Annotated in this window: 25 protein-coding genes and 1 tRNA gene; 19 read left to right on the top strand and 7 right to left on the bottom strand. The window is 68.3% G+C overall.

The genetic code is table 11. The annotated features are described in order from the left end of the window. Positions 1–32: 32 nt before the first annotated feature. Together BM355_RS08745 and BM355_RS08740 are read left to right on the top strand one after the other, a co-directional pair. Positions 33–1,073 (top strand): type IV toxin-antitoxin system AbiEi family antitoxin, encoded by a 1,041-nt coding sequence (locus BM355_RS08745; protein ID WP_143109460.1) that lies wholly within the window; start codon positions 33–35, stop codon positions 1,071–1,073. After that, positions 1,073–1,789, top strand: a complete 717-nt coding sequence (locus tag BM355_RS08740) for a hypothetical protein (protein ID WP_143109459.1) — start codon at positions 1,073–1,075, stop codon at positions 1,787–1,789. The genes BM355_RS08745 and BM355_RS08740 overlap by 1 nt, the downstream gene beginning before the upstream one ends. Before the next feature lie 55 nt (positions 1,790–1,844). Here the strand turns inward: BM355_RS08740 and BM355_RS08735 are convergent. Together BM355_RS08735 and BM355_RS08730 are read right to left on the bottom strand one after the other, a co-directional pair. Continuing rightward, a tRNA-Arg gene (locus tag BM355_RS08735) sits at positions 1,845–1,921 on the bottom strand. A 62-nt stretch (positions 1,922–1,983) separates the two neighbouring features. Continuing rightward, a complete protein-coding gene (locus tag BM355_RS08730; RefSeq protein WP_091697353.1) occupies positions 1,984–2,682 on the bottom strand; it encodes a hypothetical protein in 699 nt (232 codons plus the stop codon). Positions 2,683–2,763: 81 nt separating this feature from the next. Here BM355_RS08730 and BM355_RS08725 point away from each other — a divergent pair, with 81 nt between their 5' ends. From BM355_RS08725 to BM355_RS08700, 6 genes are all read left to right on the top strand, one after another. Further along, entirely contained in the window at positions 2,764–2,967 is a 204-nt protein-coding gene (locus BM355_RS08725; protein WP_091697350.1) for a zinc-ribbon domain-containing protein, read from the top strand. 79 nt (positions 2,968–3,046) lie between these two features. Then, positions 3,047–5,599, top strand: coding sequence for a DNA helicase PcrA (gene pcrA, locus BM355_RS08720; protein ID WP_091697348.1), 2,553 nt, complete (start codon positions 3,047–3,049; stop codon positions 5,597–5,599). A gap of 164 nt (positions 5,600–5,763) precedes the next feature. Then, complete coding sequence (sucC, locus tag BM355_RS08715; RefSeq protein WP_091697345.1) at positions 5,764–6,927, top strand: ADP-forming succinate--CoA ligase subunit beta; 1,164 nt, start codon at positions 5,764–5,766, stop codon at positions 6,925–6,927. Between the two features lie 24 nt (positions 6,928–6,951). Further along, entirely contained in the window at positions 6,952–7,866 is a 915-nt protein-coding gene (gene sucD, locus BM355_RS08710; RefSeq protein WP_091697342.1) for a succinate--CoA ligase subunit alpha, read from the top strand. An 82-nt stretch (positions 7,867–7,948) separates the two neighbouring features. Continuing rightward, positions 7,949–8,353 carry an acyl-CoA thioesterase gene (locus BM355_RS08705; protein ID WP_091697340.1) on the top strand — a complete coding sequence of 135 codons (405 nt, stop codon included), beginning with the start codon at positions 7,949–7,951 and terminating at the stop codon, positions 8,351–8,353. A gap of 63 nt (positions 8,354–8,416) precedes the next feature. Beyond that, the gene (locus BM355_RS08700; RefSeq protein WP_091697339.1) at positions 8,417–9,850 is read left to right on the top strand and encodes an L-serine ammonia-lyase; all 1,434 of its coding nucleotides are present in this window, start codon (positions 8,417–8,419) and stop codon (positions 9,848–9,850) included. A gap of 286 nt (positions 9,851–10,136) precedes the next feature. On the opposite strand, the gene BM355_RS08695 is transcribed toward BM355_RS08700, so the two are convergent. After that, the gene (locus BM355_RS08695; protein WP_091697337.1) at positions 10,137–11,270 is read right to left on the bottom strand and encodes a VIT1/CCC1 transporter family protein; all 1,134 of its coding nucleotides are present in this window, start codon (positions 11,268–11,270) and stop codon (positions 10,137–10,139) included. A gap of 85 nt (positions 11,271–11,355) precedes the next feature. Between BM355_RS08695 and BM355_RS08690 the strand changes: the two genes are divergently transcribed. Then, positions 11,356–11,817, top strand: a complete 462-nt coding sequence (locus BM355_RS08690) for a YidH family protein (protein ID WP_091697334.1) — start codon at positions 11,356–11,358, stop codon at positions 11,815–11,817. A gap of 7 nt (positions 11,818–11,824) precedes the next feature. Beyond that, entirely contained in the window at positions 11,825–12,220 is a 396-nt protein-coding gene (locus BM355_RS08685) for a DUF202 domain-containing protein (RefSeq protein ID WP_425435617.1), read from the top strand. Here the strand turns inward: BM355_RS08685 and BM355_RS08680 are convergent. Beyond that, positions 12,198–13,760: a sodium:solute symporter family protein gene (locus BM355_RS08680; protein ID WP_091697332.1), complete on the bottom strand. Its 1,563-nt coding sequence runs from the start codon at positions 13,758–13,760 to the stop codon at positions 12,198–12,200. The two genes, BM355_RS08685 and BM355_RS08680, sit on opposite strands and share 23 nt — an antisense overlap. Positions 13,761–13,916: 156 nt before the next feature. Here BM355_RS08680 and BM355_RS08675 point away from each other — a divergent pair, with 156 nt between their 5' ends. The 3 genes from BM355_RS08675 (at position 13,917) to BM355_RS08665 (ending at position 17,363) form a co-directional block, all read left to right on the top strand. Beyond that, positions 13,917–14,492 (top strand): helix-turn-helix domain-containing protein, encoded by a 576-nt coding sequence (locus BM355_RS08675; protein WP_091697329.1) that lies wholly within the window; start codon positions 13,917–13,919, stop codon positions 14,490–14,492. Positions 14,493–14,580: 88 nt separating this feature from the next. Then, positions 14,581–15,612 (top strand): agmatinase, encoded by a 1,032-nt coding sequence (speB, locus tag BM355_RS08670; protein WP_091697326.1) that lies wholly within the window; start codon positions 14,581–14,583, stop codon positions 15,610–15,612. Next, the gene (locus tag BM355_RS08665) at positions 15,609–17,363 is read left to right on the top strand and encodes a thiamine pyrophosphate-binding protein (RefSeq protein WP_091697324.1); all 1,755 of its coding nucleotides are present in this window, start codon (positions 15,609–15,611) and stop codon (positions 17,361–17,363) included. The genes speB and BM355_RS08665 overlap by 4 nt, the downstream gene beginning before the upstream one ends. A gap of 73 nt (positions 17,364–17,436) precedes the next feature. Here the strand turns inward: BM355_RS08665 and BM355_RS08660 are convergent, their stop codons facing one another. Then, on the bottom strand, positions 17,437–17,913 hold the full coding sequence (locus tag BM355_RS08660; protein WP_245760688.1) for a pyridoxamine 5'-phosphate oxidase family protein: 477 nt from the start codon (positions 17,911–17,913) through the stop codon (positions 17,437–17,439). Between the two features lie 177 nt (positions 17,914–18,090). Then, a complete protein-coding gene (locus BM355_RS08655; RefSeq protein ID WP_091697322.1) occupies positions 18,091–19,044 on the bottom strand; it encodes an inositol monophosphatase family protein in 954 nt (317 codons plus the stop codon). A 146-nt stretch (positions 19,045–19,190) separates the two neighbouring features. Here BM355_RS08655 and BM355_RS08650 point away from each other — a divergent pair, with 146 nt between their 5' ends. The 6 genes from BM355_RS08650 to BM355_RS08625 all read left to right on the top strand — a co-directional run bounded on the left by BM355_RS08650 (position 19,191) and on the right by BM355_RS08625 (position 23,617). Beyond that, positions 19,191–19,742, top strand: coding sequence for a MarR family winged helix-turn-helix transcriptional regulator (locus tag BM355_RS08650; RefSeq protein WP_143109458.1), 552 nt, complete (start codon positions 19,191–19,193; stop codon positions 19,740–19,742). Next, entirely contained in the window at positions 19,739–21,268 is a 1,530-nt protein-coding gene (locus tag BM355_RS08645; RefSeq protein WP_091697318.1) for an MDR family MFS transporter, read from the top strand. Before BM355_RS08650 ends, BM355_RS08645 begins: the two co-directional genes overlap by 4 nt. A gap of 42 nt (positions 21,269–21,310) precedes the next feature. Continuing rightward, positions 21,311–22,510, top strand: a complete 1,200-nt coding sequence (locus BM355_RS08640; RefSeq protein ID WP_091697315.1) for an App1 family protein phosphatidate phosphatase — start codon at positions 21,311–21,313, stop codon at positions 22,508–22,510. Next, entirely contained in the window at positions 22,503–23,030 is a 528-nt protein-coding gene (locus BM355_RS08635) for an acyl-CoA thioesterase (protein WP_425435616.1), read from the top strand. Before BM355_RS08640 ends, BM355_RS08635 begins: the two co-directional genes overlap by 8 nt. A 66-nt stretch (positions 23,031–23,096) precedes the next feature. Next, a complete protein-coding gene (locus BM355_RS08630) occupies positions 23,097–23,330 on the top strand; it encodes a type II toxin-antitoxin system ParD family antitoxin (RefSeq protein ID WP_091697312.1) in 234 nt (77 codons plus the stop codon). Beyond that, positions 23,327–23,617: a type II toxin-antitoxin system RelE/ParE family toxin gene (locus tag BM355_RS08625; RefSeq protein ID WP_091697310.1), complete on the top strand. Its 291-nt coding sequence runs from the start codon at positions 23,327–23,329 to the stop codon at positions 23,615–23,617. Before BM355_RS08630 ends, BM355_RS08625 begins: the two co-directional genes overlap by 4 nt. A gap of 21 nt (positions 23,618–23,638) precedes the next feature. Here the strand turns inward: BM355_RS08625 and gdhA are convergent, their stop codons facing one another. Beyond that, on the bottom strand, positions 23,639–24,979 hold the full coding sequence (gene gdhA, locus BM355_RS08620) for an NADP-specific glutamate dehydrogenase (RefSeq protein ID WP_091697307.1): 1,341 nt from the start codon (positions 24,977–24,979) through the stop codon (positions 23,639–23,641). Between the last annotated feature and the right edge of the window lie 76 nt (positions 24,980–25,055).

The raw sequence follows: 25,055 nt of genomic DNA, 5'->3' as shown, positions 1-25,055 counted from the left end.
AAGCAGATTGCCTGTTCAGGTATTTTGAACGTGTGAAGAACTTGAACAGCGGGACATCGGATCTCTTCGGAGCTGCCTGGTCAGCACTGCAATCATTTGGAGTTGATGGTGCTGTGGAGACCACGGCCGACGGCTTCACGTCCATGCTTCGAGTCAGCAAGGTCGATTCGGATGATGAATGGGTGTGGACTGCACTGGAAGTCCGCTCGAGCGATTTCCGTCAGAGAGAGCCGACGGGGCGATTCTGGAGCGCGGGCACCGATGACGAGTTGAGTGACCGGCAGTCGGTTCTGCTCTTCGACGCCGTGCCTGCTGCGCTTGGGGGAGATCTTCGCGACAAGGGCATCCAGTACCTCGACAGGTCTGGCAACTGCTACCTGAAGGCCCCAGGCCTTTTAGTTGCCATCGAGGGAAGGAGAGCCACACGCGCAATCCGCCGAACGGATTCCTTTTCACGAACCGGAGGAATGTTGTCTCCGGCTGGAATCGCTGTGGTGTTCTGCCTGCTCATGGACTCGAATCTCGTACGGCGACCACTTCGTGACATCGCGGATACGGCCGCAGTTTCTCTGGGAAGCGTTCAGCGCGTTGTCCAGGAGCTGGTCGACAACGACTACATCGGTGGATCCGGCAGGCACAGGGGAGATCTGCGGCGTGTGCCGGAACTTACTCAGGAGTGGGCCATAGCGTATGGGGACCGGCTGGTGCCCCGGTTGGGGGTGGCGCGAGCGGAGCCGCTCCACGGCACCGATCTGCGCCACCTCGGTGATGTCCTCAGACGGAGCGAGACATGCACCGTGAGCGGGGAGATCGAGGCTGCGGATATCAGATCTCCCCAGACACTCATTGCGTACACCGACGACGACGGAAGGTCGGCTTCGCGTGCCGCGCGCCTCCGAAAGGATCCTAGAGGCCCGGTTCTCCTCCGCGATCGCTTCTGGAATGAGAACCTATTGAGCCTCGGCAGTTCAGCGCCGCCTCTCCTGGTCGCTGCTGATCTGCTTTCGATGACGGATCCGAGGCTGAAGAACGTTGGGCGAACCATGATTCAACGGATCATGAGGGCCTCGTGATGGATGTCCGGGAAGTTCTTCCGACTCTCGAGGTCTTGCGTGCGATCCATCAGGAGTTCGGCGAATTCATGCTGATCGGTTCATATGCCCGGGACTATGTTTGCGTTTTCGAAGCGGGCCGCAGTCCGGCTCGCGCGACGCAGGACGTCGATGTGGCAGTCGCCGTAGTGGATGTGGAAACCTACGTCAAGCGCACGGAGCATCTTGAACGCGATCGAGCGGGTATCGGATCCAGAGTCATTCTCAGAGATGCTCCTCAGGCACAGGTGGACGTCATTCCGGCCATTGCAGATAAAAGTGTCATTGAGCTGAAGGAGGGGGTTCTGACTGACATCACAGGCATGCACGAGGCCTATAGATCAGCGACCCTGGAGGATGTGGAAGGAGTAACCTTCAGAGTCCCGACGCTTCCGGCCATGATCCTTCTGAAGATGGTGGCTTGGAGCATGCGTCACGAACATCGTGATGCGCAGGATCTGCTGGAACTCTTTGAAGCAGCTTCTGCCTGGCGAATCGACGACGATGATGTCTACTGTTCAGCCCAGTTCGAGCAGTATGCAGACTTCGAACAGGCATGTGCGCACATGGTCGGCCAAACATGTGTGGCGGACCTGCCCGTCGCTTCTCCGACGGCCCGCACCATACTGAAGAGCGAAGGTCATGTCCTGCTAGCAGAAGTGCTCCGGGATACACCAAGTCATCGCTGTGAAAAATGATCCGGGAACGATGGGAAGCCTTCAGCCAGGGGCTGAATGAGGCGTGAGAGCAAAGTGGTGCCCCTGGCCGGAATCGAACCGACGGCCTGCCCTTTAGGAGAGGGCCGCTCTATCCTACTGAGCTACAGGGGCCGGGCGGCGGGGCCGCATGACGGCCAGCCGCACCGGAACAGTCTACCCAGACCGATGAGCGTCTAGGCAGTGACCGGACGGTCCTGCCGTTCACGCACGGATCGCCGCCAGCGGCCGACGAGCATCAGGGTCATCCACACGGTCAGCACGATCAGCAGGATCCACCGCACCACCGTCAGGGTGGCGGCCAGACCTGCACCCTCGCCCCCAGCGGCCAGTGCCGCCTCGATCGCGACGTTCTCCCCGATGTCCACCACCGCGAACAGCAGCCCGGCAACGATGGTCAGCGTTCGTCCGGTTCCGCGCGGCAAGGACCACAGGGCCACCACGAGCACCGAGAGCCCGAACATCAGCGGGAAGATGATCCCGGCCGTCTTGTGCACCCAGTTCAGCTGACCCAGGGCATCGGCATCCATGGCGCCAGCCAGCTGGACGATGTACCCGGAGTCGTATCCGAACATCATCGAGTCCGGCATGGCCAGTCCGCCGGAGAGCTGGGTCATCTGCTGCAGCACGAGCAGGTGCAGATAGGCGAACATGAACGCGGTGCTCACCAGCAGGGCGATCACCAGCATGGTGGGGTTGCCCTCCTGCTGCCCGGCCGCGGCCAGGTCCGCCTTGGCCCTCGAGACCGATACCCCGGGATGCTTCACGGGGGCAGGGGACGACGACGGCGCCCCACCCTGGGCGGTTTCCAGCGCCTGGCGCTGGGTGCGGGCGGCAGACGAGCTGCCCGACCGCTTCTTCTTGTTCTTCGACACAGTGACCTCCAGCTCTCCATTCTCCCAGGCCCAGCACCACGGCGGTGACGAGCCCCCGCCGCAGTCTCTACTGTGGCCAGTATGTTCTTCATCTTCGGTGTGAGCCCCGGCCAGCGTTCCCTCGGTCCCGGCCAGACCCGGACCTGTCCGCGCTGCGGCAAAACCACCACCTGGGAGCGGCTCGAGACCCATCAGCGTTTCTCCCTCTTCTTCATCCCGATCCTGCGCTGGGGCAAGCGCCGGAGCGAGGTCTGCCGCATCTGCGGGGAGACTGCGCCCCTCTGATGACGATGCTGTGATCCCGATCCGGTGACGGCGCCCACCCGCATATCTCGTCCGGCCCCTCGGTAGAGTGGACGCCACCATGTCCCAGCATCTCCAGTCCTCCCTGCCCGGCCTGTTCCCGCCTCGTTCTCAGCCACCCGTGACGGCCGATCCCGAGGCGAGGGGCCCTCGCTTCGGCGGCCCGGCGGTGCTGGAGTCCCGTTCGGCCGAGGATCTGCTTCAGGGGCTGAATGAACAGCAGCGTGCCGCCGTGGAGCACACCGGCGGGCCGCTGCTCATCGTCGCCGGTGCCGGGTCGGGCAAGACCCGTGTGCTGACCCACCGGATCGCCTGGCTGCTGGCCACCGGCCAGGCCCGCCCCCATGAGATCCTGGCCATCACCTTCACCAACAAGGCCGCCGCGGAGATGCGTGAGCGCATCACCGCCTTGGTCGGCCCGGCCGCCCAGAAGATGTGGATCTCCACCTTCCACTCCTCCTGCGTGAGGATCCTGCGGAACGAGGCGGCCGCCGTCGGGCTCAAGTCCAACTTCTCCATCTACGATTCTGCAGACTCCCTGCGGCTGGTGACCTCGATCGCCAAGGCCCGGGACTTGGACCCCAAGCGCTTCGCCCCCAAGGCCCTGCTGAACCGGATCAGCTCGCTGAAGAACGAGCTCGTGGACGCCGAGGACCACTCGGCCACCGTCTCCGGTTCAGACCCGTTCGCCCAGGCTGTGGCCGAGGTCTACGCCGAGTACACGCAGCGACTGCGTCAGGCCAACGCCATGGACTTCGACGACCTGATCGGGATGGTCGTGCACATGTTCGAGGCGTTCCCCGCCGTGCTGGACAACTACCGCCGCCGTTTCCGGCATGTGCTCGTGGACGAGTACCAGGACACCAACCACGCCCAGTACCGCCTGGTGCGCCTGCTCACCGGGCCCGAGGGGGAGCCGGAGGGCGTGGCCACGGCGGGCGGCGCGTTGACCGTGGTGGGCGACTCGGACCAGTCCATCTACGCCTTCCGCGGTGCGGACATCCGCAACATCGTGGAGTTCGAGCAGGACTACCTCGAGGCCACCACCGTCAAGCTGGAGCAGAACTACCGCTCCACCCAGAACATCCTGGACGCGGCCAACGCGGTGATCGCCAAGAACCCCCAACGCCGGCCCAAGAACCTGTGGACCGCCGAGGGCGCGGGGGAGCGGATCATCGGCTATGCCGCCGAGAACGAGTCAGCCGAGGCCGAATGGATCGCCTCGACCATCGACCGGCTGCAGGACGAGGACGGGATCCGGCCGGCCGACGTCGCGGTGTTCTACCGCACCAACGCCCAGTCCCGGTCCCTCGAGGAGCGGCTGGTCACCAAGGGCATCCCCTACCGGGTGGTCGGCGGCACGCGGTTCTACGACCGCAAGGAGATCAAGGACGCACTAGCGTACCTGCGTGTGCTGGACAACCCCGACGACGACATCAACCTGCGCCGGATCCTGAACGAGCCCAAACGGGGGATCGGGGACCGGGCCGAGGGTGCTGTGGCCGCCCTGCAGGATCGGAATCGGTCCACGTTCTTCGAGGCGCTGCGCCAGGCCGACCAGGCTCCGGCCATGGCCACGCGTTCGGCCAAGTCGGTGGCACAGTTCGTGCAGATGATGGACGACCTCGCCCAGATCGCCGAGACCTCCGGGCCGGCCACCGTCCTGGAGGCGGTGCTGGAGCAGACCGGGATGCTGCAGGCCCTGCGCAGCTCCGAGGACCTGCAGGACGAATCCCGCGCCGACAACCTGGGCGAGCTGGTGGCCGTGGTGCGCGAGTTCGAGAAGACTCACCCGGACGGGACGCTGGGGGACTTCCTGGAGCAGGTGGCCCTGGTGGCCGACGCCGACCAGCTGCCCACCGCCCCGGATGTGGAGGGCGCTGAGCTGGCCGACGCCCTGGGCCAGGTCACCCTGATGACCCTCCACACCGCCAAGGGCCTGGAGTTCCCGGTCGTCTTCCTCACCGGCATGGAGCACGGGGTCTTCCCCCATGCCCGGTCCATGACCGATGAGAAGGAACTGGCCGAAGAGCGGCGGTTGGCCTATGTGGGCCTGACCCGTGCCCGGAAGCGGCTGTTCCTCTCCCGCTCGGAGGCGCGCTCGCTGTGGGGCCAGCACCAGTTCAACCCGCCGAGCCAGTTCCTGGGGGAGATCCCCGAGGAGCTGGTGGAGTGGGAACGCGAGGGCAGCACACGGCCGGCAGGCTTCGGCTCCGGGTGGGGCGGCGGGTCGATCGGCGGCCACGGCGGATCCGGTTCTCGCTATGACAAGCGGTTCTCCGGATCATCCTGGGGTGCGGGGGCCTCCAGCCAGCGCCGGTGGAGCTATGACCGGGAGGACTCCGCTCCCGCCCGGCCGGCCCGCCCGTCCGGAAGCTACGCCGAGGATGCCGAACTGACGGTGCCCGGCAGATCTGGGGCGCGCACCCGGGTGCAGCCGCAGAAGGAGATCGTGGCACTCAGTCCGGGTGACGCCGTCGAGCACTCCAGCTTCGGGCGGGGAACGGTGCTCTCGCTGGAGGGGAGCGGGGACAAGACCGTGGCCAAGGTCACCTTCGACGGCACCGAGAAGCGGCTGCTGCTCCGGTACGCGCCGCTGACCAAGGTCGACTAAGGTAGGGACTGGACGGAACGGGCTGTGTCCCGGACCTCCGGCCGGCCTCCGCCGCGCCGGACACCCACGCATTCTCGAGCCAGACTCCTGGACGTGTGGCGTGCCCATGTCGTCGCCTGCGGAAACCGGTCGTCCCTGACTTCAACGTAGAAGGACTCCAACCCGTGGACCTGTATGAGTACCAGGCGCGCGATCTGTTCGAGGCACACGGCGTTCCCGTGCTGGCCGGCATCGTGGCGCAGACCCCGGAAGAGGCCAAGGCGGCCGCTGAGAAGATCGGCGGCGTGACCGTCGTCAAGGCACAGGTGAAGGTCGGTGGCCGCGGCAAGGCCGGCGGCGTCAAGGTCGCCAAGACCGCTGACGAGGCCTACGAGCACGCCAAGGCCATCCTGGGCATGGACATCAAGGGCCACACCGTGCACCAGGTGATGATCGCCCAGGGTGCCGACATCGCCGAGGAGTACTACTTCTCCGTGCTGCTGGACCGCGCCAACCGCACCTACCTGGCCATGTGCTCGGTCGAGGGCGGCATGGAGATCGAGCAGCTGGCCGTGGAGCGCCCCGAGGCACTGGCCAAGGTCCCCGTCTCCGCACTGACCGGCATCGACCAGGCCACTGCCGAGAAGATCGTGGCCGAGGCCAACTTCCCCGAGGAGCTGCGCAGCCAGGTCGCCGAGGTCCTGGTCAAGCTCTGGGGTGTCTTCGAGAAGGAGGACGCCACCCTCGTCGAGGTCAACCCGCTGGTGAAGACCGGCGACGGCAAGATCCTCGCCCTGGACGGCAAGGTCACCCTGGACGACAACGCCGAGTTCCGCCAGGAGGGCCACGCCGCCCTGGTCGACAAGCGCACCGAGGATCCCCTGGAGGCCAAGGCCAAGGAGAACGACCTCAACTACGTCAAGCTCGACGGCCAGGTCGGCATCATCGGCAACGGCGCCGGACTCGTCATGTCCACCCTGGATGTGGTGGCCTACGCCGGCGAGAAGCACGGCAACGTCAAGCCCGCCAACTTCCTGGACATCGGCGGTGGCGCCTCGGCTGAGGTCATGGCCAACGGCCTGGACGTCATCCTGAACGACGAGCAGGTCAAGAGCGTGTTCGTGAACGTCTTCGGCGGCATCACCTCCTGCGACGCCGTGGCCAACGGCATCGTCAAGGCCCTGGAGATCCTGGGCGACAAGGCCACCAAGCCGCTGGTCGTCCGCCTGGACGGCAACAACGTCGAGGAGGGTCGCCGCATCCTGGATGAGGCCAACCACCCGCTGGTCACCCTGGCCACCACCATGGACGAAGGCGCCGACAAGGCCGCCGAGCTGGCCAACAAGTAAGCACGAAGGACGGACCACACAGATATGTCGATCTACCTGAACAAGGATTCCAAGGTCATCGTCCAGGGCATCACCGGCGGTGAGGGAACCAAGCACACCGCCCTGATGCTCAAGGCCGGGACCAACATCGTCGGCGGCGTCAACGCCCGCAAGGCCGGCACCACCGTCTCCCACACGGACAAGGACGGCAACGCCGTCGAGCTGCCCGTGTTCGGTTCCGTGGCCGAGGCCATGGAGAAGACCGGAGCCGACGTCTCCGTCGCCTTCGTGCCGCCGAAGTTCGCCAAGGACGCAGCCGTGGAGGCCATCGAGGCCAAGATGCCGCTGCTCGTGGTGATCACCGAGGGCATCCCGGTGCAGGACACCGCCGAGTTCTACGCTCTGGCCGAGTCCACCACCGGTGAAGACGGCAAGCCGACCACCCGCATCATCGGCCCCAACTGCCCCGGCGTCATCACTCCGGGCGAGGCCCTGGCCGGCATCACCCCGGCCAACATCACCGACCGCGGCCCCATCGGCCTGGTCTCCAAGTCGGGCACCCTGACCTACCAGATGATGTACGAGCTGCGTGACCTGGGCTTCTCCACCGCCATCGGCATCGGCGGCGACCCGGTCATCGGCACCACGCACATCGATGCCCTGGAGGCCTTCGAGGCTGACCCGGAGACCAAGGCGATCGTGATGATCGGCGAGATCGGCGGCGACGCCGAGGAGCGTGCCGCCGAGTTCATCAAGGCCAACGTCACCAAGCCCGTGGTGGGTTACGTGGCCGGCTTCACCGCACCGGAGGGCAAGACCATGGGCCACGCAGGCGCCATCGTCTCCGGCTCCTCCGGTACGGCTCAGGCCAAGAAGGAGGCCCTGGAGGCCGCCGGCGTGAAGGTGGGCAAGACCCCCTCGGAGACCGCGCAGCTGATGCGCGAGATCCTCGAGGGCTGACCCTCACCTGCATCACGAACAGACAGACGGCCGTCCTCCCCTCAGGGAGGGCGGCCGTCTCTGACGGAGCGGAGACCACCTGATGTTCACCACGCAGATCACCCCGCGGATGAGCGAGACCAATAGGGCCGGGCACATCAGCAACACGGTGCTGCCCGTCTGGTTCGAGGCTGGCCGGGCGGAGATCTACGCGATGTTCCGCCACTCCGATCACGTCCAGTCCTCCCCGTTGGTCATCAAGACCTTCACCGTGACGTTCCACCGTGAGCTGGAGCTCTCGGGAGAGGTCACCATCGAATGCGCGGTGACCCGCGTGGGGCGGACCTCCTTCGCGCTCGCCGAGCGCGCCCTGCAGCATGGCCAGGTCTGCGCAACCGGAGAGGTTGTGTACGTCGTCGTCGGACCTGACGGCTCCGAGGCCGTCCCTGACGCGATCCGAGACCAGTTGAACGCGCATCAGATCTCCGAATCCGCACCTGAACACTGACTCGGCACGCGGCGGCCGGTGATGGTGGTCACAGGGTCATCGATCTGAAAGACTTGCTGGACTATGGCACTCTCCGTGTTGGACCTCTTCTCCGTGGGCATCGGCCCATCCTCCTCTCACACCGTCGGTCCCATGCGGGCCGGACGGCGCTTCGCCCTGGGGCTGGTGGAGTGTGGGCTGGTGGAGGCCACTGAGAGGATCCACGTCCAGCTCTTCGGCTCACTGGGCGCCACCGGGCATGGTCACGGCTCTGATCGGGCCGTGCTGCTGGGACTGGAGGGCGAGGACCCGGAGACGGTGGACACCGAGCGGGCCAATTCCCGTGTGGAGTCGATGAAGGCCGAACGGCGCCTGTCCTTGGCTGGCGGGCCCGAGCAGGGCGGCAAGGACCTGGCCTTCGATCCGGAGGCCGATCTGGTGATGCACCGGCGCAAGTCCCTGCCGTACCACCCCAATGGGATGTCCTTCACCGTCTATGACGCGGACGGCGAGGTGGTGGTGGAGCGGGTCTACTACTCCGTCGGCGGCGGGTTCGTGGTCGATGACGAGGCGGCCGGTGCAGACCGCGTGGTCGAGGACACCACGCGGCTGCCGCTGCCGTTCAGCTCCGGCAAGGAGCTGCTGGCCCACTGCGAACGGGAGGGCATCTCCATCCCCGAGCTGATGCGGCGCAATGAGGAGGCCTTCCGCCCCTGGGAGCAGACCCGCGCGGCGCTGCTGAACGTCTGGCAGGTCATGCAGGACTGTGTGGAGGCCGGGTGTGAGTCCACCGGCACCCTCCCCGGAGGGCTCAAGGTCCCCCGGCGTGCAGCCCTGCTCAAGGAGCAGCTCGAGCTCAGCGCACCTCGCGACGGCAGTGCCCCCAAGGACGGCAGTGCCCCCGATGCCCTGGGAGCCATGGAGTGGGTCAACCTCTACGCGCTGGCCGTCAACGAGCAGAATGCCTCTGGTGGGCGGATCGTGACCGCTCCCACCAACGGCGCAGCGGGGATCATCCCGGCGGTCCTGCACTACTGGCGAGACTTCCTGACTCGAGAGATGACTCCGGAACAGGTGGAGGACGGCGTGGTGGAGTTCCTGCTGACCGCGGCGGCCATCGGGATCCTGATCAAGGAGAACGCCTCCATCTCCGGCGCTGAGATGGGTTGTCAGGGGGAGGTCGGATCGGCGTGCTCCATGGCTGCGGCAGGCCTGTGCCAGCTGCTGGGCGGGACTCCACGTCAGGTGGAGAACGCCGCCGAGGTGGGGATCGAGCACAACCTGGGCCTGACCTGTGACCCGGTGGGCGGACTGGTGCAGATTCCCTGCATCGAGCGCAATGCCATCGCGTCGGTCAAGGCCATCAATGCCGCCCGGCTCTGCCGCCGCGGCGACGGCCGCCACACGGTGTCCCTGGACCAGGTCATCAAGACGATGCGCGAGACCGGCCAGGACATGAAGATCAAGTACAAGGAGACCTCGCGCGGCGGACTGGCCGTCAACGTGATCGAGTGCTGAGCGTGCTCAGACGCTGCCCGCACGGCGGGGGATGAGGAGAGGCCACCGGAGCCCGTTCCGATCCGATGGCCTCTGCGGATGAGGTGACCCCCTTCCGCGGATCGCCAGCCCGTTCCTGCCCCCATGCATCCCCCGATGCGCCTCCGGCAGGACCGGCTCAACAGTCCCTCCTGTGCGAAGCCGATGCAGGGCTGGCGCCCGCTGTGAGCCTAGACCGATCGTGACGGGCTCGCGATGGGGAGAACTGCCCATCCGCCGATCCTTCGGCTGGGGCAGTTCAGTGGTATCAGGCGACCGAGGTGCCGAAGGCCAGGCCCAGCAGGTAGGTGACCGCTGCGGCGCCGAAGCCGATCAGCAGCTGGCGCACACCACGCTTGAGCGGAGAGGCCCCGGAGAGCAGTCCGACCACGCCGCCGGTGAACAGCAGGGCCAGGCCCACCAGCAGGGCGGCCACCGCCACCGCAGTCAGGCCGGTCAGGCCGAAGATGTAGGGCAGCACCGGGATGATCGCCCCGGAGGAGAAGAAGCCGAAGCTGGACAGGGCCGCTCCCCAGGCATTGCCGATCTCCCGGTGCTCGGCCGAGCGGTCCACCGGCCCCTGAGACCCGTCCGGGCGGGCCGAGAACGCCGGGTTGCAGTCACAGGAGAAGTACCCCAAGCGCTCCTGGGCGCGGTGGCGTGCATCCTCACGGTCCATCCCCCGGGCCAGGTACACCAGCTCGAGCTCGTTCTGGTCCAGGTCCAGGTCACGGGCGGCGTCCAGGGTGATCTGAGTGGGGGAGGAGGCGTCCAGCAGCTCGCGCTGGGACCGCACCGAGACGAACTCGCCGGCGCCCATGGACAGCGCGCCGGCCAGCAGGCCGGCGATCCCGGTGAACAGCACCACCTGGTTGGAGACACCGGTGGCGCCGATGCCCATCACCAGGGCGAGGTTGGAGACCAGGCCGTCATTGGCGCCGAACACGGCCGCACGGAAGTTCCCCGCCAGCTCCTCGCGGCCCCGAGCGGCCAGCCCGCGCACGACCTCCTCGTGGATGGCCTCATCAGCGGCCATGCCCGGAGCGGCGTCCTGGTCCTGGGCGTAGGGCGAATCGGACTCGGCCCGCTGGGCCAGGGCCAGCACGAACACGGAGCCGAAGATCCGGGCCAGCCAGCGCAGCAGGATCCGGTGCACGGAGGGGCGGACGGTCTTCTCTGCGTGCTCACCCAGCAGGGTCCGCCAGTGATTCTCGTGGCGCCGCTCGGCCTCGGCCAGTCCCAGCAGGATGTCCCGCTCGGCCCCGTCCTTGCGGGCGGCGATCTGACGGTAGATGTCACCTTCGGCGATCTCGTCGGCCAGGTACCGCCGCCACCGGCGGATCTGATCCGGAGAGGGATCGACGGCGGCTGCCGACGGTTCAGGGGCGGCGGACGAGGGCATGGAACGGCTCCGTGGACGGGGAGGGGACGGCTGGGATGCCAGCCGATCAGACAGTCTACGCCGGGCCCGCCGTAGCATGGAGGGCATGACCTCGCGCTCCCAGACCGCCTCGCCGGACACCGGCTCAGACCAGCCCGACGGCGGCTCCGGCGCTTCCGCGGGCGTCTCACCGTCCGCATCCCGCGGGAGGGTGGCCGGCTCCGTCCTGGGTGGCGGGAGGGAGCCTGATCCTCGCTTCACGTTGGCCAACGAGCGGACCTTCCTGGCGTGGATCCGCACCTCGCTGGCGCTGCTGGCCGGCGGGATCGCCGTGGAGGCCTTCACCGGGGCGGTGTTCGACGAGCTGACGCGCAAGGCGATGGGATCCACGCTGCTGGCGCTGGCCGCGCTGATCGCGGTGACCGCCGGCTTCCGGTGGGTGAGGGTCGAGCGGGCCATGCGGACCGGCCGTCCTCTGCCCCTGCCCCTGCTGGTGCCGGTGCTGGCCGTGGGAGGTGCCCTGGCCGCCGTCGTGCTGGTGGTCTTCGTCCTGGTCCGGCCCTCCTGAGGTGCCGGTGAGAACGGAAGCCGCGGTGGGGCGCGGTCAGCGCCGTGCCCGGATCCGGTACACGCTCAGACCACGCACGTCACCGCCGCCCCTGCACGAGGACCCGGGTCTGCAGCCGGAGCGGACCGTGATGAGCTGGGGCAGGACCCTGCTGGCCCTGTTCGTGGCCTCGATGATGTTCCTGCGCTGGTACCCCACCGAGGGGCCGATCACCCTGGTCCCGGCACTGCTGTGCGCGGTGGCCGGGATGGCCATCCACCTCACCCAGCGCCGGCGCTACGCCCTGCAGTCTCACGGGATCCGTCAGGAGCGGGTGCGCGCCGACGTCTGGGCGGTGCTGTGGATGCTCTCCCTGGTGGTGGTGCTCAGCGCCCTGGGGATCAGTGCGGTGTGGTGGCTGTGACCGAGGAACCGGGGATGAACTCCTCGCCGCCCTCCGCACGGCGGCGACGCCAGGCCTCCAGCACCGTGGGGTGCGTGGGGCGGGTCAGCAGGCTGACCACCACGTAGACCACGGCCGAGGCGATCAGACCGACGTAGATCGGCTCATTGGCGTACACGCCGGCGAAGGGCTCATCGCCCTGGACCTCGAGGGTGATCATCGTGGCCAGCGTGCCCACGGTGCCGGCCAGCATGGACCAGGCCGCCCCGGCGCCGGTGCCCCGGGACCAGACCAGGCCTCCGATGATGGCCACCATCAGACCGCCGACCAGGATGTCGTACGCGATGGTCAGGGCCGCGACCACATCCGGGACCATCACGGCCAGGACCAGCACGAAGACGCCCAGTCCCAGGACCCACCAGCGGTTGGAGTCCACGTCCTCCTCGAAGCGCTGCGCCTCGGAGATCTCCTGATCGGCCTCGCGGCGGGCGGCCTCGGCGTCCAGGGTGGCCGGACGTCGCCCGGCCAGGATGCCGCGGATCAAGGGCACCACATCGGCGCGGGCCACGGTGGCGGCGGCGATCAGGGCGCCGGATGCGGTGGACATCATGGCGGCCACGGCTGCGGCCAGGGCGAGCCCGCCCAGGCCGATGGGGAGCATCTGCAGGGCCACCGAGGCGAAGACATCGTCCTTGACCTCGATGCCGGGCAGAACCACCGCCGCAGCCATGCCGATCAGGGCACCGGCCACGCCGTAGAGGATCACGTAGATGCCGGCGGCGGTGCCACCCCAGCGGGCGACCTCGGGGGAGCGGGCGGTGAACACGCGCTGCCAGATGTCCTGGCCGATCAACAGGCCCAGGGTGTAGATCACGAAGTAGGTGATGATCGACTGCAGCCCCATGCCGCCGATGTCGAAGAACTCCGCGGACAGCCGCTCCTGCATGCTGCCCAGACCGCCGGCCTGGGACAGGGAGATCGGCAGCATGAGCACGAACATGCCCAGGGTCATGATCAGGAACTGGGCCATGTCCGCCAGGGTGATGGACCACATCCCGCCGATCACCGAATAGGCCAGGACGATGGCGCCGCCGACCACGATGGCCAGCCAGCGGTCCCAGCCGAAGAGCACCACGAAGATCGAGGCGTAGGCGCCGGTGGAGGTGGCGGCGAGCATCAGCGTGTAGGCCAGCATCACGATGGAGGAGACCTGGGTGGCCTCCGAGCCGTAGCGCAGGGTGAGCATCTGGGAGACGGTGTAGATCTTCAGGCGTTGCAGCACCGGGGCGAAGAGCAGGGAGAGGGCCAGGACGCCGACCCCGATGGCGGTCACCAGCCACATGCCGGAGATGCCGTGGACGTAGCCCAGGCCGACGCCGCCGACCGTGGAGGCTCCGCCGAGCACGACGGCGCTCATGGTGCCGGTGTAGAGCAGGGGGCCGAGGCGACGGCCGGCCAGCAGGTAGTCGGAGCTGCCCTGGGTGCGGCGCCGACCCCACCAGCCGAAGAGCAGCATGCTCAGGAGATAGACGGCGATGATGACGATGTTCAACGTCTGCATGGGGAACCTCAGAGGTGGGAGGGAGGAGGGGGAGGCGGGGCGGACGGATGCACAGCGGTGGACGGCTGTGTTGTCCACCACACCGTGACGGGTATACGGTAAACCCATGTTTACTTCTGGACAACCTGCTGTGGGCGAGCGCCGGGCTGAGTCCGCGTGAAGTCCCTGCCGATCCAGCCGACTGGCACTGGGCAGGCGCTCGGCCGGCGACTGCGTGAGCTGCGCCAGGACCGGCATCTGACCATGGACCAGGTGGCCGAGTTCGCCGGGCTGACCAAAGGGTTCCTCTCCCGGGTGGAACGGGACCTGACCAGTCCCTCGGTGACAAGCCTGATCTCGATCTGCCAGGTGCTGGGCGTGGCCCCCGGAGAGGTGCTCGACGCCCCTGAGCTCTCCGTGGTGCGTCTGGCCGATGCACCCCGGGTCAGCCTGGGCGGCGAGGGGATCACCGAACAGCTGGTCACGCCGCCCGGCCAGCGCGAGCTGCAGGTGATCCGCGCGGTGGTCGCCCCCGGTGGCCGCGGGGAGAGCGACCTGTACACCGTGGACTGCACGGTGGAGAGTCTGCACGTGATCGACGGCCCCTTCACCCTCATCACGCCCGACGGTGAGCTGACCCTGCAGAGCGGGGACACCGTGACGTTCCCTGGCACGGAACCGCACTCCTGGCAGAACCCGGGCGACGGAGCCGCCGTCGTGCTCTGGATCCTGGCCGGGAGGCGCTCCCGGTGACCGTGCCCCGCTCCTGAACCCCTTGAACCCCTTGAACCCCTGATTGCCCTCGACCCTGAGACAGAACCCCTGCTGAAAGGACCCGACCATGCTGGAGATCCCCCGCGTGACCGAGAACGGGAACATCGGACCCGTCAACTCCGCCCTGGTGCCGCGCTTCGGCGGCGCCCCCACCTACGCGCTGCTGCCCCGCCTCGACGAGGTGGCAGCCGCCGGACAGAGCGCGGACATCAAGGTGGTGGGCGTGCCCTTCGACGCCGGTGTCTCCTACCGCTCCGGCACCCGCTTCGGCTCCGGGCACATCCGCCAGTCCTCCCGGCTGCTGCGCCCGTACAACCCGGCCACGGATACCTCCCCGTTCGCCCAGGTCCAGGTGGCCGACGCCGGGGACATGGCCGTGAACCCGTTCAACATCCACGAGGCGATCGAGGCCGTGCAGCAGGACGCCCTGGACCTGACCGAGGACGGCGCTTCGCTGATGACCCTGGGCGGGGACCACACCATCGCCCTGCCGCTGCTGCGTGCCGCCTCCCAGCGCGCCGGTGAGCCGGTGGCCCTGCTGCACTTCGACGCGCACCTGGACACCTGGGACACCTACTTCGGCGCCGAGTACACCCACGGCACCCCGTTCCGGCGGGCGGTGGAGGAGGGCATCCTGGACACCGAGGCGATCAGCCACGTGGGCACGCGCGGTCCGCTGTACGGCAAGAAGGATCTGGAGGACGACCGCCGCTTTGGCTTCGGGATCGTCACCAGCTCGGACGTCTTCCGCCAGGGCGTGGACGAGGTGGTGGGCCGGCTGCGCGACCGGATCGGCAACCGCCCGCTGTACATCTCCGTGGACATCGACGTGCTGGACCCCGCTCACGCCCCCGGCACCGGCACTCCGGAGGCCGGTGGCATGACCAGCCGCGAGCTGCTGGAGATCATCCGTGGCCTGCGCGGGATGAACCTGGTGGGCGCCGACGTGGTGGAGGTCTCCCCGGCCTACGACCACGCCGAGCTCACCGGGATCGCCGCCTCCCACGTGGCCTACGACCTGATCAGCCTGATGGCCGACCTGAGGGCCGGCCGTGCCGAGGGTGCCGAGGGTACCCAGCAGACGGGGGAGACCGCATGAGCGAGCACAACCAGCCGAACCAGCCGAATCAGCCGAACCAGCCGGCTGAGCATCAGCGCAACGGCGGAGACCTGGTGGTGGAGACCCTGCAGGCCCTGGGCGCCCGCACGGTGTTCGGCATCCCCGGTCAGCATGCCCTGGGCCTGTTCGACGCCCTGTCCCGGTCTGACCTGCAGTTCGTCTCCAACCGGGTGGAGAACAACGCGGCCTTCGCCGCGGACGGCTACTCCCGCGCCACCGGTGAGGTGGGCGTGCTGTTCCTCTCCACCGGACCCGGCGCGCTGACCTCGTTGGCCGGGCTGCAGGAGGCCTACGCCACGGCGGTGCCCCTGGTGGTGGTGGCCTCACAGATCCCGCTGTCCGGACTCGGCGCTCGCCGCAAGGGCATGCTGCACCAGCTCGATGACCAGAAGGCCTCGGCCCGCAACGTCACCAAGTCCCAGATCACCGTGCACCACGCCTCCGGGATCCCCTCGGCCATTCAGGATGCCTGGGCGGACGCCATCACCGTTCCGCAGGGGCCGGTGTGGGTGGAGGTCCCCCAGGACGTGCTGCTGGGCGAGGTCATGGTCCCGCCCGTGCAGGATGCGCTGGCCGTGCCCTACGACCACCCTCCGCGCGAGGAGCTCGTGGCCGAGTCGGTGCGCTGGCTGGCCGCGTCCACCCGTACGGCGATCGTGGCCGGCGGGGGCGTGCGGCGCTCCGGTGATGAGGCCGAACGGGAGCTGCTGCGGGTGGCCGAGCTGCTGCAGGCCCCCGTGGTGTGCAGCCCCGGCGGCGTGGGCGCCTTCCCCTCAGACCACGAGCTCTCCATGGGCTCCTGGGTGGAGGACCGGCATGTCACCGAGGTGCTGGAGGACGCCGAGGTGCTGCTGGTCATCGGATCTTCCCTGGGCGAGGTGACCTCGAACTACTTCACCCTGGAGCCGCGCGGCAAGCTGATCCAGATCGACGCCGAGCCCCGCGTGCTGGAGACCAACTTCCCCACCCTGGGTGTGCGTGCCGACGCCGGCCAGGCCTTGGGTGCCCTGGCAGACGCGTTGGAGGCCGCGGCAGGGCAGGGCGCGGCAGGATCACCCGACGACGGCACCTGGGCTGGCGCGGAGTGGCGCGGGCGCAGTGCCCCGCAGGTGGTGGCCGAGGTCAACCGAAAGGTCCAGGAGCGCCTGGAGGGACAGGACCTGAACCGGGAGCAGCGCTTCATGGCCGACGTCCGTTCGGCAGTGCCCTCCGGCATGCAGACCTTCTGGGACATGACGATCGCCGCCTACTGGGCGTGGAACGTGTGGGACGCGCAGTCCGGGCAGTTCCACTCCGCCCAGGGGGCCGGCGGACTGGGCTACGGCTTCCCAGCGGCGTTCGGCGGAGCACTCGGCCTGGCCTCCCAGGGGCGCTCCGGTGCCGACGGGCGGGTGCTGGCCGTGGCCGGTGACGGTTCGGCCATGTACTCGATCGCGGAGCTGGCCGCAGCCCGGCAGCACGATGCCGCGGTGACCTGGCTGATCGTGGACGACGGCGGGTACGGGATCCTGCGCGAGTACATGGAGGACACCTTCGGCCAGGCCACTGCCACGGAGCTGGCCCGCCCGGACTTCGTCGCGCTCGCCGAGTCCTTCGGCGTCCCGGCGGAGGCCGTCCCCGTGGAGGAGGTCGGCCCGGCACTCACCCGCGCCTTTGCGGGGGAGGGGCCCAACGTCGTCGTGGTCCAGACCCGCCTGAAGATGTGGGCCCCCAGCCACCTGGAGGACTGATCCCAGACACCACTGACCCCCGGTCATCGCGTCAGCGGCCGGGGGTCAGCGGTTGCGGTGAAGCCGTCAGCGACTACTCAAAGCGCTCGGGCTGCTCACCGAAGATGAAATGGCGGCCGGTCACCCGGGACACGTCCACCTCCACGTAGAAGTCCTTGTAGGTGGGGATCCACGGCTGGATGCCCAGGCCCTCGGCGAACTCGATCTCGTCCTCGTTCTCCAGCACGCGGGCGGTGCCGCGGGCCAGCACGGACCAGCCCTGATCGGAGAGGATGCCGTCAGCCTGGACGATCACCTTGGGGTTGATGGTCAGCTCGGCCAGCTTGCTGCCCGGCGCGGTGCGGAAGTAGATCTTCTGATCGCGGGCCACGAAGTTCACCGGGAACAGATCCAGCTCGTCGTTGACCCGCAGCCCCAGGCGACCGTGCCGGGTGTGCTCCAGCAGCTTCCAGCACTGGGCGTCATCCAGCACCAGGACCGGCTCGCCGTCCTCGTGTTCGAACATGGACAGCACTCCGTGGGTGCGGGCGTTGGCGGTGGACTCGGTCATCGCGGCCTCCTGTGCTCGTGTCTCATGTTCGTGCTTCCCATTCTGCCCTGTCAGCGGTCCCCCGGCCAGGGGTGCCCGCACAGGGTCCCGGCTGCCTGACGATTCCGCACCGCCTCACCGGAATCTCCTCGTCCTGCGGGACGGTGACGTTCCGGTCCGGGGGTGTGAAACCGCGGGTCACCGACCCCGGTATCCGGCGGCACGGCGGGCGGTGACCGTCTCCTCCAGCACCCGCACTGCGGTGGGGGCCCGCCGCCCGGGCGCCACCGCCACATAGCAGGGGGCCAGATGGGCGGCCCGCCGTTCCGGTCCGTCTGTGTCATAGAACCGGGGCACGTAGGTCCCGCCGGCCCGGCGCACCAGCAGCTGTCCCACGGCCACATCCCAGGGGTTGGTGTCCACGCCCAGGGTCACGTCCGCCCAGCCGATCGCGGTGAACGCGCACTCCAGCGCCCCGGAGACCGTCCGGCGCACCGTGGCGTAGGTGTCCACCAGCCGCCCGAACCGCTCCAGCGCGGCAGTGCCGTCCAGCTCCAGCGCCTCGGCCGAGGGGTAGGAGGTGACCACGTTCAGTGAGGACTCATCCGCCGGCCCAGCGCCCTCGGGCTCGGCCACGGGCGCACCCGCTCCGAACCGCTCGCCGTTCAGGTACGCGCCGGCATCGTCCGCAGAGAACTCCAGCCCGCCCACCGGGTCCAGCACCACGCCGGCCACCACCTCGCCGTTCACTGCGGCGGCGATGGAGACGGAGAACATGGCGAAGCCGTGCGCGAAGTTCGAGGTCCCGTCGATGGGGTCGATGATCCACTCCACCTGCCCGCCCGCTGCTGCCGGCGAGCCGGTCGCCTCGGTGACGGGGCCGTCGTCGGGAAGCCCGTGACCTCCGCGGGAGCCGCCCTCCTCGCCGGTGAAGCGTGAACCGGGCACCGCCTGCTCCAGGAACGCCACCAGCGCGTCCTCGGTGGCGCGGTCATGCAGGGTGACGAGGTCGTGGGTGTTGCGCTTGGTCGCCACCTGCAGCTCGGCGGGTGTGGACCGGAAGGCCCGGGCCAGCTCCGGGGCACAGGTGGCGGCGGCGTCGCAGGCGATCCGGCGCAGGTCAGCAGGGGCGGGAGTGGGGGTGACGGCCATGAGGCCAGCCTAGGTGCGCGGTCCGCTCAGGGCTTCCCGACGACGGCCGGTCGAGTCCCCGCGCGACCTCGCGGATTTGATTGCCTGAGGCAACCAGTCGTACACTTGCTTGCCGAAGGCAACTAAAGGAGGGGTGTGCGGTGGGCATGAGCCATGAGACGGCGGAGGAGTTGTTCGGCATGCTGCAGATGCTCGACCGCGTGCTCCGATGGGGATTCCGAGCCCACCGTCAGCCCGATGACCCCGGCCCCGGTGCGCAGGCCACCCTGTTCTACCTGCTGCGCAACGAACCGGCGCGGGCGAAGGACATCGCCGAGTGGCTGGGGATCGGGGCGGCGCCGCAGTCACGTCAGCTTGCCGATCTGGAGCAGAACGGGCTGATCAGCAGGGAGCCGGACCCGGATGATGCCCGCGCGGCCCGGATCCGGCTGACCGAAGAGGGCAGGGCCACCGTGCTGGCCCTGCGCGAACGCCGGATCATGGTGATCCAGAAGTCCCTGGCGGAGATGGACGCCACCACCGCCGACTCGGCCGTGACGGCCCTGCGCGGAGTGGTTGAGGAGATGCGCGACGGACTCGCCGAGATGATCGGACAGTCACCCACACGCCCCACCGTTCCGCCACCGAGCACTCAGGCCCTGCCCTCCGTGGCCGCCCCGAGCCGAACAGACCTGACAGATTCGAAGGACACCGCATGAGCCGCACTCCCGGCACCCCTGAGGCCCAGGCGCCGGACGAACCGGAGCAGCACGAGCCCGAGGAGCGGGTGAAGGCCCCGTTGACCGGGACCATCCCCGTCCAGCCGGCCAGCACCCGGCAGATGAGCCACAAGGAGATCCTCGAGGCGCTCACCGGCATCCTGGCCGGATTCTTCGCCTCGATGCTCTCGATCAACATCGTGGTGACCGCTCTACCGGTGATCGTGAACAACCTGGGCGGCAACCAGATCCAGTACTCCTGGGTGCTGACCGGAACCCTGTTGGCCAACGCGGCCACCACCCCGATCTGGGGCAAGATGGCCGACCTGGTGGACAAGAAGAAGCTGATCCAGCTGACCCTGCTGATCTTCATCGCCGGCTCGATCATCGCCGGAGCGGCACCGAACATGGAGATGCTGATCGCCGGGCGCGTGGTGCAGGGCATCGGTGTGGGCGGCCTGGGCGCGCTGTCCATGGCGATCATGGGTGCGATCATCTCCCCGCGTGAACGTGGCCGCTACGCCGGCTACATGGGCGCCGTGATGGCCACGGCCACGGCGGCCGGTCCGCTGCTGGGAGGTCTGATCGTGGACACCATCGGCTGGCGCTGGACCTTCTGGGTGGGCGTGCCCCTGGCCGTGCTGGCCATGGTGGTGATCGCCAAGACGCTCAAGCTGGTCCACCACCGCCGCGAGGTGCACATCGACTGGTGGGGCGCCACGCTGCTGGCCCTGGCCACCTGCCTGCTGCTGATCTGGGTGTCCTTCGCCGGCAACCCGGACTACTTCCCCTGGGTCTCCTGGCAGTCCGCCGCCCTGGTCGGCGCCGTGCTCGTGCTGGTGGTGCTGTTCCTGATGGTGGAGTCCCGGTCCAAGGAGCCGGTGATGCGCCTGGGCATCTTCCGCAGCCGCACCACCCTGCTGGCCATCATCGCGGCCGTCAGCTCCGCCGTGCTGATGTTCTCCCTCCCGGCCTACCTGGGACTGTACTTCCAGAACGGCCGCGGACTGGAGCCCACCGCCTCGGGGCTGCTGACCCTGCCGCTGATCGCCGGCAACCTGATCGGCTCCATCGCCACCGGGCAGCTGATCACCCGGTACGGGCGCTGGAAGATCTACCTGGTGGTCGGCTCCACCGTGGCTGTGGCCGCCACCTTCTGGCTGGCCTCGGTGGATGAGGCCACCTTGTTCTGGGTGATCGGCGTGAAGATCTTCCTGGTCGGCCTCGGCCTGGGCATGGTGGTGCAGAACGTGATGCTGGCGGTGCAGAACACCGTCTCGGTGACGGAGATCGGGGCGGCCTCGGCGGCGGTGGCGTTCTTCCGCACCGTGGGCGGGGCCATCGGCAACTCGGTGCTGGGCTCGATCATGGCGATCCAGCTGATCGGGGCCGCCTCCGCCCAGCAGATGTCCTCCATCTACTCCAGCGGTTCAGGCACCCTGTTCCTGGCTGCGGCGTTCATCGCCCTGCCCACGGTGGTGGCCGTGCTGCTGATCAAAGAGGTCCCGCTGCGCCGCACGGTCTGACCCGGTGTGCCCTGGACCCCTCCGGTACGGAATACTGGAGGCATGTCTGACACCCCCTCTCAGTCCCCGGACCAGCGGTACACCACGGCGGAGATCGTCTCGCCTCTGCTGGAACGCCGCGACCCCTCGGCCCCGGAGCGCCTGGCCACCTCCGTCCAGCACCGCTTCGAGGAGATGCGCCGCAACTTCGCCATCCGCCGAGGCAACCAGCCCACCGTGCTCTCCTTCACCGGGTACGGCACCACCTCCTGGATCCGTGTGCTCTCCCGCGTGGTGATGGCCCCGGATGAGGCGTTCGAGAACGGGCGTCGTCTGGCCAAGGTGGTGGAGGACGGGGTGCGCGGCTGGCGCAACTTCGTCTCGCCTCCGGTCCCGTACGCCGAGGTCGAGGTGCACGTGGGCGAGCAGACCTTCACCGTGCGGGCCGACCGCGGCGGTGTGGTGGACGCCCGCGTCGAGGTCGCCATGGAGCCGGGCTGGCAGACCATCCAGCTGGCCGCTGCTGACGGGGAGGTCTCCACCTCGGACATCTTCATCGTCCGGGATGACGTCACCACCGGCCTGGTCTCGGACATCGATGACACCGTGGTGGTCACCGCGCTGCCCCGTCCGCTGCTGGCCGCCTGGAACTCCTTCGTGCTGGATGAGCATGCCCGCACGCCCACCCCGGGGATGGCCGTGCTGCTGCACCGGGTCCTGGAGTCCAGCCCGCGTTCGCCGGTCATCTATCTCTCCACGGGCGCCTGGAATGTGGCCCAGACACTCTCCCGGTTCCTCTCGCGCAACCTCTACCCGTTCGGTCCGCTGCTGTTGACCGCCTGGGGCCCCACCGAGGACCGCTGGTTCCGCTCCGGCATGGAGCACAAGGTCACCCAGCTGGAGCGTCTGGCCCAGGACTTCCCGCACATGAAGTGGCTGCTGGTCGGAGATGACGGCCAGCACGACCCGGAGATCTATGCCGACTTCGCCCGCCGGCACCCGGACAAGGTCCGCGCTATCGTGATCCGTCAGCTGACCCCGTCTGAGGCCCTGTTGGCCGGTGGTCGTGCCTCGGACACTCGGGACACCACGCCGGGCGTGCCGTGGTGCTACGGACCGGACGGCGCCGCCCTGGCCGGTCAGCTCGAGGAACTGGGCCTGGTGGACCCGGAGACCGCCAGCGAGACCCCGCTGACCTGGCCGCGCGGCGGCAAGGGGGACACCTCGGAAGGCTCTGTCCACGCTGAGCAGGCCCGTGGCTGACCCTGCCTCCTCGCTTCCGGACCCCGTGCTGAGTGGTCAGACAGGACAGGTCCTGTCTCATCCCGACGACGGCCACCCGGCTGTCCTGGTCCAGGTCGCCTTGCGTTGGGCAGACATGGATGCCTACGGGCATGTGAACAATGTCCAGGTCGCCCGGGTGCTGGAGGAGGCGCGCATCGGCGCGTTCGGCGTCCCCGGTGGGACCGGCGCCCCCGGGCTGGCCGCACCGGTGTCACTGCTGGGCGAGGGCATGCCGGAAGGCACCCAGGCGCTGATCGCCGAGCACACGGTGAAGTACCGCAAACCCCTGGAGTACCGCACGGTCCCGGTCCAGGTATGGGTCTGGGTCTCAGCGGTCAAGGGCGCCTCGGTGGAGATCGCCTACTCCGTGCGGGACGGGGTGGAGGGCACAGAGTGCGTCAGCGCCACCACCACCATGGTGTTCGCCACCCCGAGCACCGGCCGCCCGGTCCGCCTCACGGACCAGCAGCGCGCGGCCCTTGCGGCCCTGCAGGGCTGAGCGCTCAGACCACGCCCTGGGCGCTGACCTCACCGCCTGAATACCAATTCTTGGTACCGTTGGGCCATGGCTCAGAACACGTCGATCAGCTTGGACGACCATTTCGTCGACTTTCTCGGCCGAGAGGTGGCCTCCGGTCGTTATCGGTCGGCCAGCGAGGTCGTCCGCGCCGGACTTCGGCTGCTTGAAGACCAGGAGGCGCACCTTGCGGCCCTGCGAGCGGCGTTGGTGGCGGGTGAGAACTCCGGGGAACCGGAGGAGTTCGACTTCGACGCCTTCATCTCGGCCAAGCGGCCGTGAAGCCTTACCGACTCACTCCGGCGGCTCAGCGAGATCTCTCGCAGATCTGGGACTACACCGAGGAACAGTGGGATCTGCGCCAGGCCGAGACGTATATCGGCGACCTGTGGAGTGCTGTTGAACGTATCGCGGCTGATCCTTCCCTCGGGCGACAGTGCGACGACGTCCGCACGGGCTATCGGCGCTATGCCATCGGGAGCCATCTCGTGTTCTACGTGGAGACCGAGGCCACCGTCGACGTCATCCGCATTCTCCACCAGCGGATTGACCCTGGTAGGCACCTGTAGTCAGAACGTGAAGGCGGTCGCTCAGACCACGCCCTGAGCGAGCATGGCGTCGGCGACCTTGACGAACCCGGCGATGTTCGCCCCGGCCACATAGTTGCCGGGAGAGCCGTACTCCTCGGCGGTGGTCAGGCAGCGGTCGTGGATGTCGGTCATGATCTGCTCGAGCTTCTCGTGCGTGAAGTCGAAGCTCCAGGTGTCGCGCGTGGCGTTCTGCTGCATCTCCAGTGCGGAGGTGGCCACGCCGCCGGCGTTGGCGGCCTTGCCGGGTCCGAAGAGCACATCGCCAGCCAGGAACATCTCGGTGGCCTTCTGGGTCGAGGGCATGTTCGCGCCCTCTGCCACGGCAACGATCCCGTTCTCCAGCAGCGTCTTGGCCGAGCGGTCATCCAGCTCGTTCTGCGTGGCGGAGGGGATGGCCACCGTGCCCGGGACATCCCAGACGGTGCCGTCCTGCACGAACCGCGCCTTGCCGCCGCGGCGCTCGGCGTACTCGCCGATGCGGGCGCGCTCGGTCTCCTTGACCTGGCGCAGCAGCTCCAGGTCGATCCCGTCCTCATCCACCACGTAACCGGAGGAGTCAGAGGCGGTCAGCACGGTGGCGCCCAGGGACTGGGACTTGGCGATGGCGTTCAACGCCACGTTGCCGGAGCCGGACACCAGGACCTTCTGCCCGTCCATGGACTGTCCGCGGGTGCGGAGCATCTGGTCGGCGAACATGACGGCGCCGTATCCGGTGGCCTCGGGGCGCACCAGGGAGCCGCCCCAGGACATGCCCTTGCCGGTGAGCACGCCGGCCTCGAAGCGGTTGGTGATGCGCTTGTACTGGCCGAAGAGGTAGCCGATTTCTCGCCCGCCCACGCCGATGTCGCCGGCGGGAACGTCCGTGTACTCGCCGATGTGGCGGTAGAGCTCGGTCATGAAGGACTGGCAGAAGCGCATGATCTCGCCGTCGGAACGGCCGGAGGGGTTGAAGTCAGAACCGCCCTTACCGCCGCCGATCGGCATGCCGGTCAGCGCGTTCTTGAAGATCTGCTCGAAGCCCAGGAACTTGATGATGCCCAGGTACACCGAGGGGTGAAACCGCAGTCCGCCCTTGTAGGGGCCCAGGGCGGAGTTGAACTCGACGCGGAAGCCGCGGTTGATCTGGATGCCGCCCTCGTCGTCGACCCACGGCACCCGGAAGATGATCTGGCGTTCGGGCTCGCACATCCGGCGCAGGATGCCCGACTCCACGTACTCGGGGTGCCGCTTGACCACCGGGCCCAGTGCCTCGAAGACCTCGGTCACGGCCTGGTGGAACTCACTTTCGCCGGGGTTGCGGTGGAACACCTCTCGCCGCAGCGTCTCCAGGCCAGCTTCCATGGTCGTCCTCACTCTCGGGTGGGCCCGCGGCGAATCGCCGGGGCCGGTGCCGGGTCCACTGTACCCAGTGGGGCTG

It is taken from the genome of Micrococcus terreus (assembly GCF_900116905.1).
Lineage (GTDB): Bacteria > Actinomycetota > Actinomycetes > Actinomycetales > Micrococcaceae > Citricoccus > Citricoccus terreus.
Note: the sequence above shows the minus strand (reverse complement) of the source record. Positions and strands in the feature narration are given on the sequence as shown.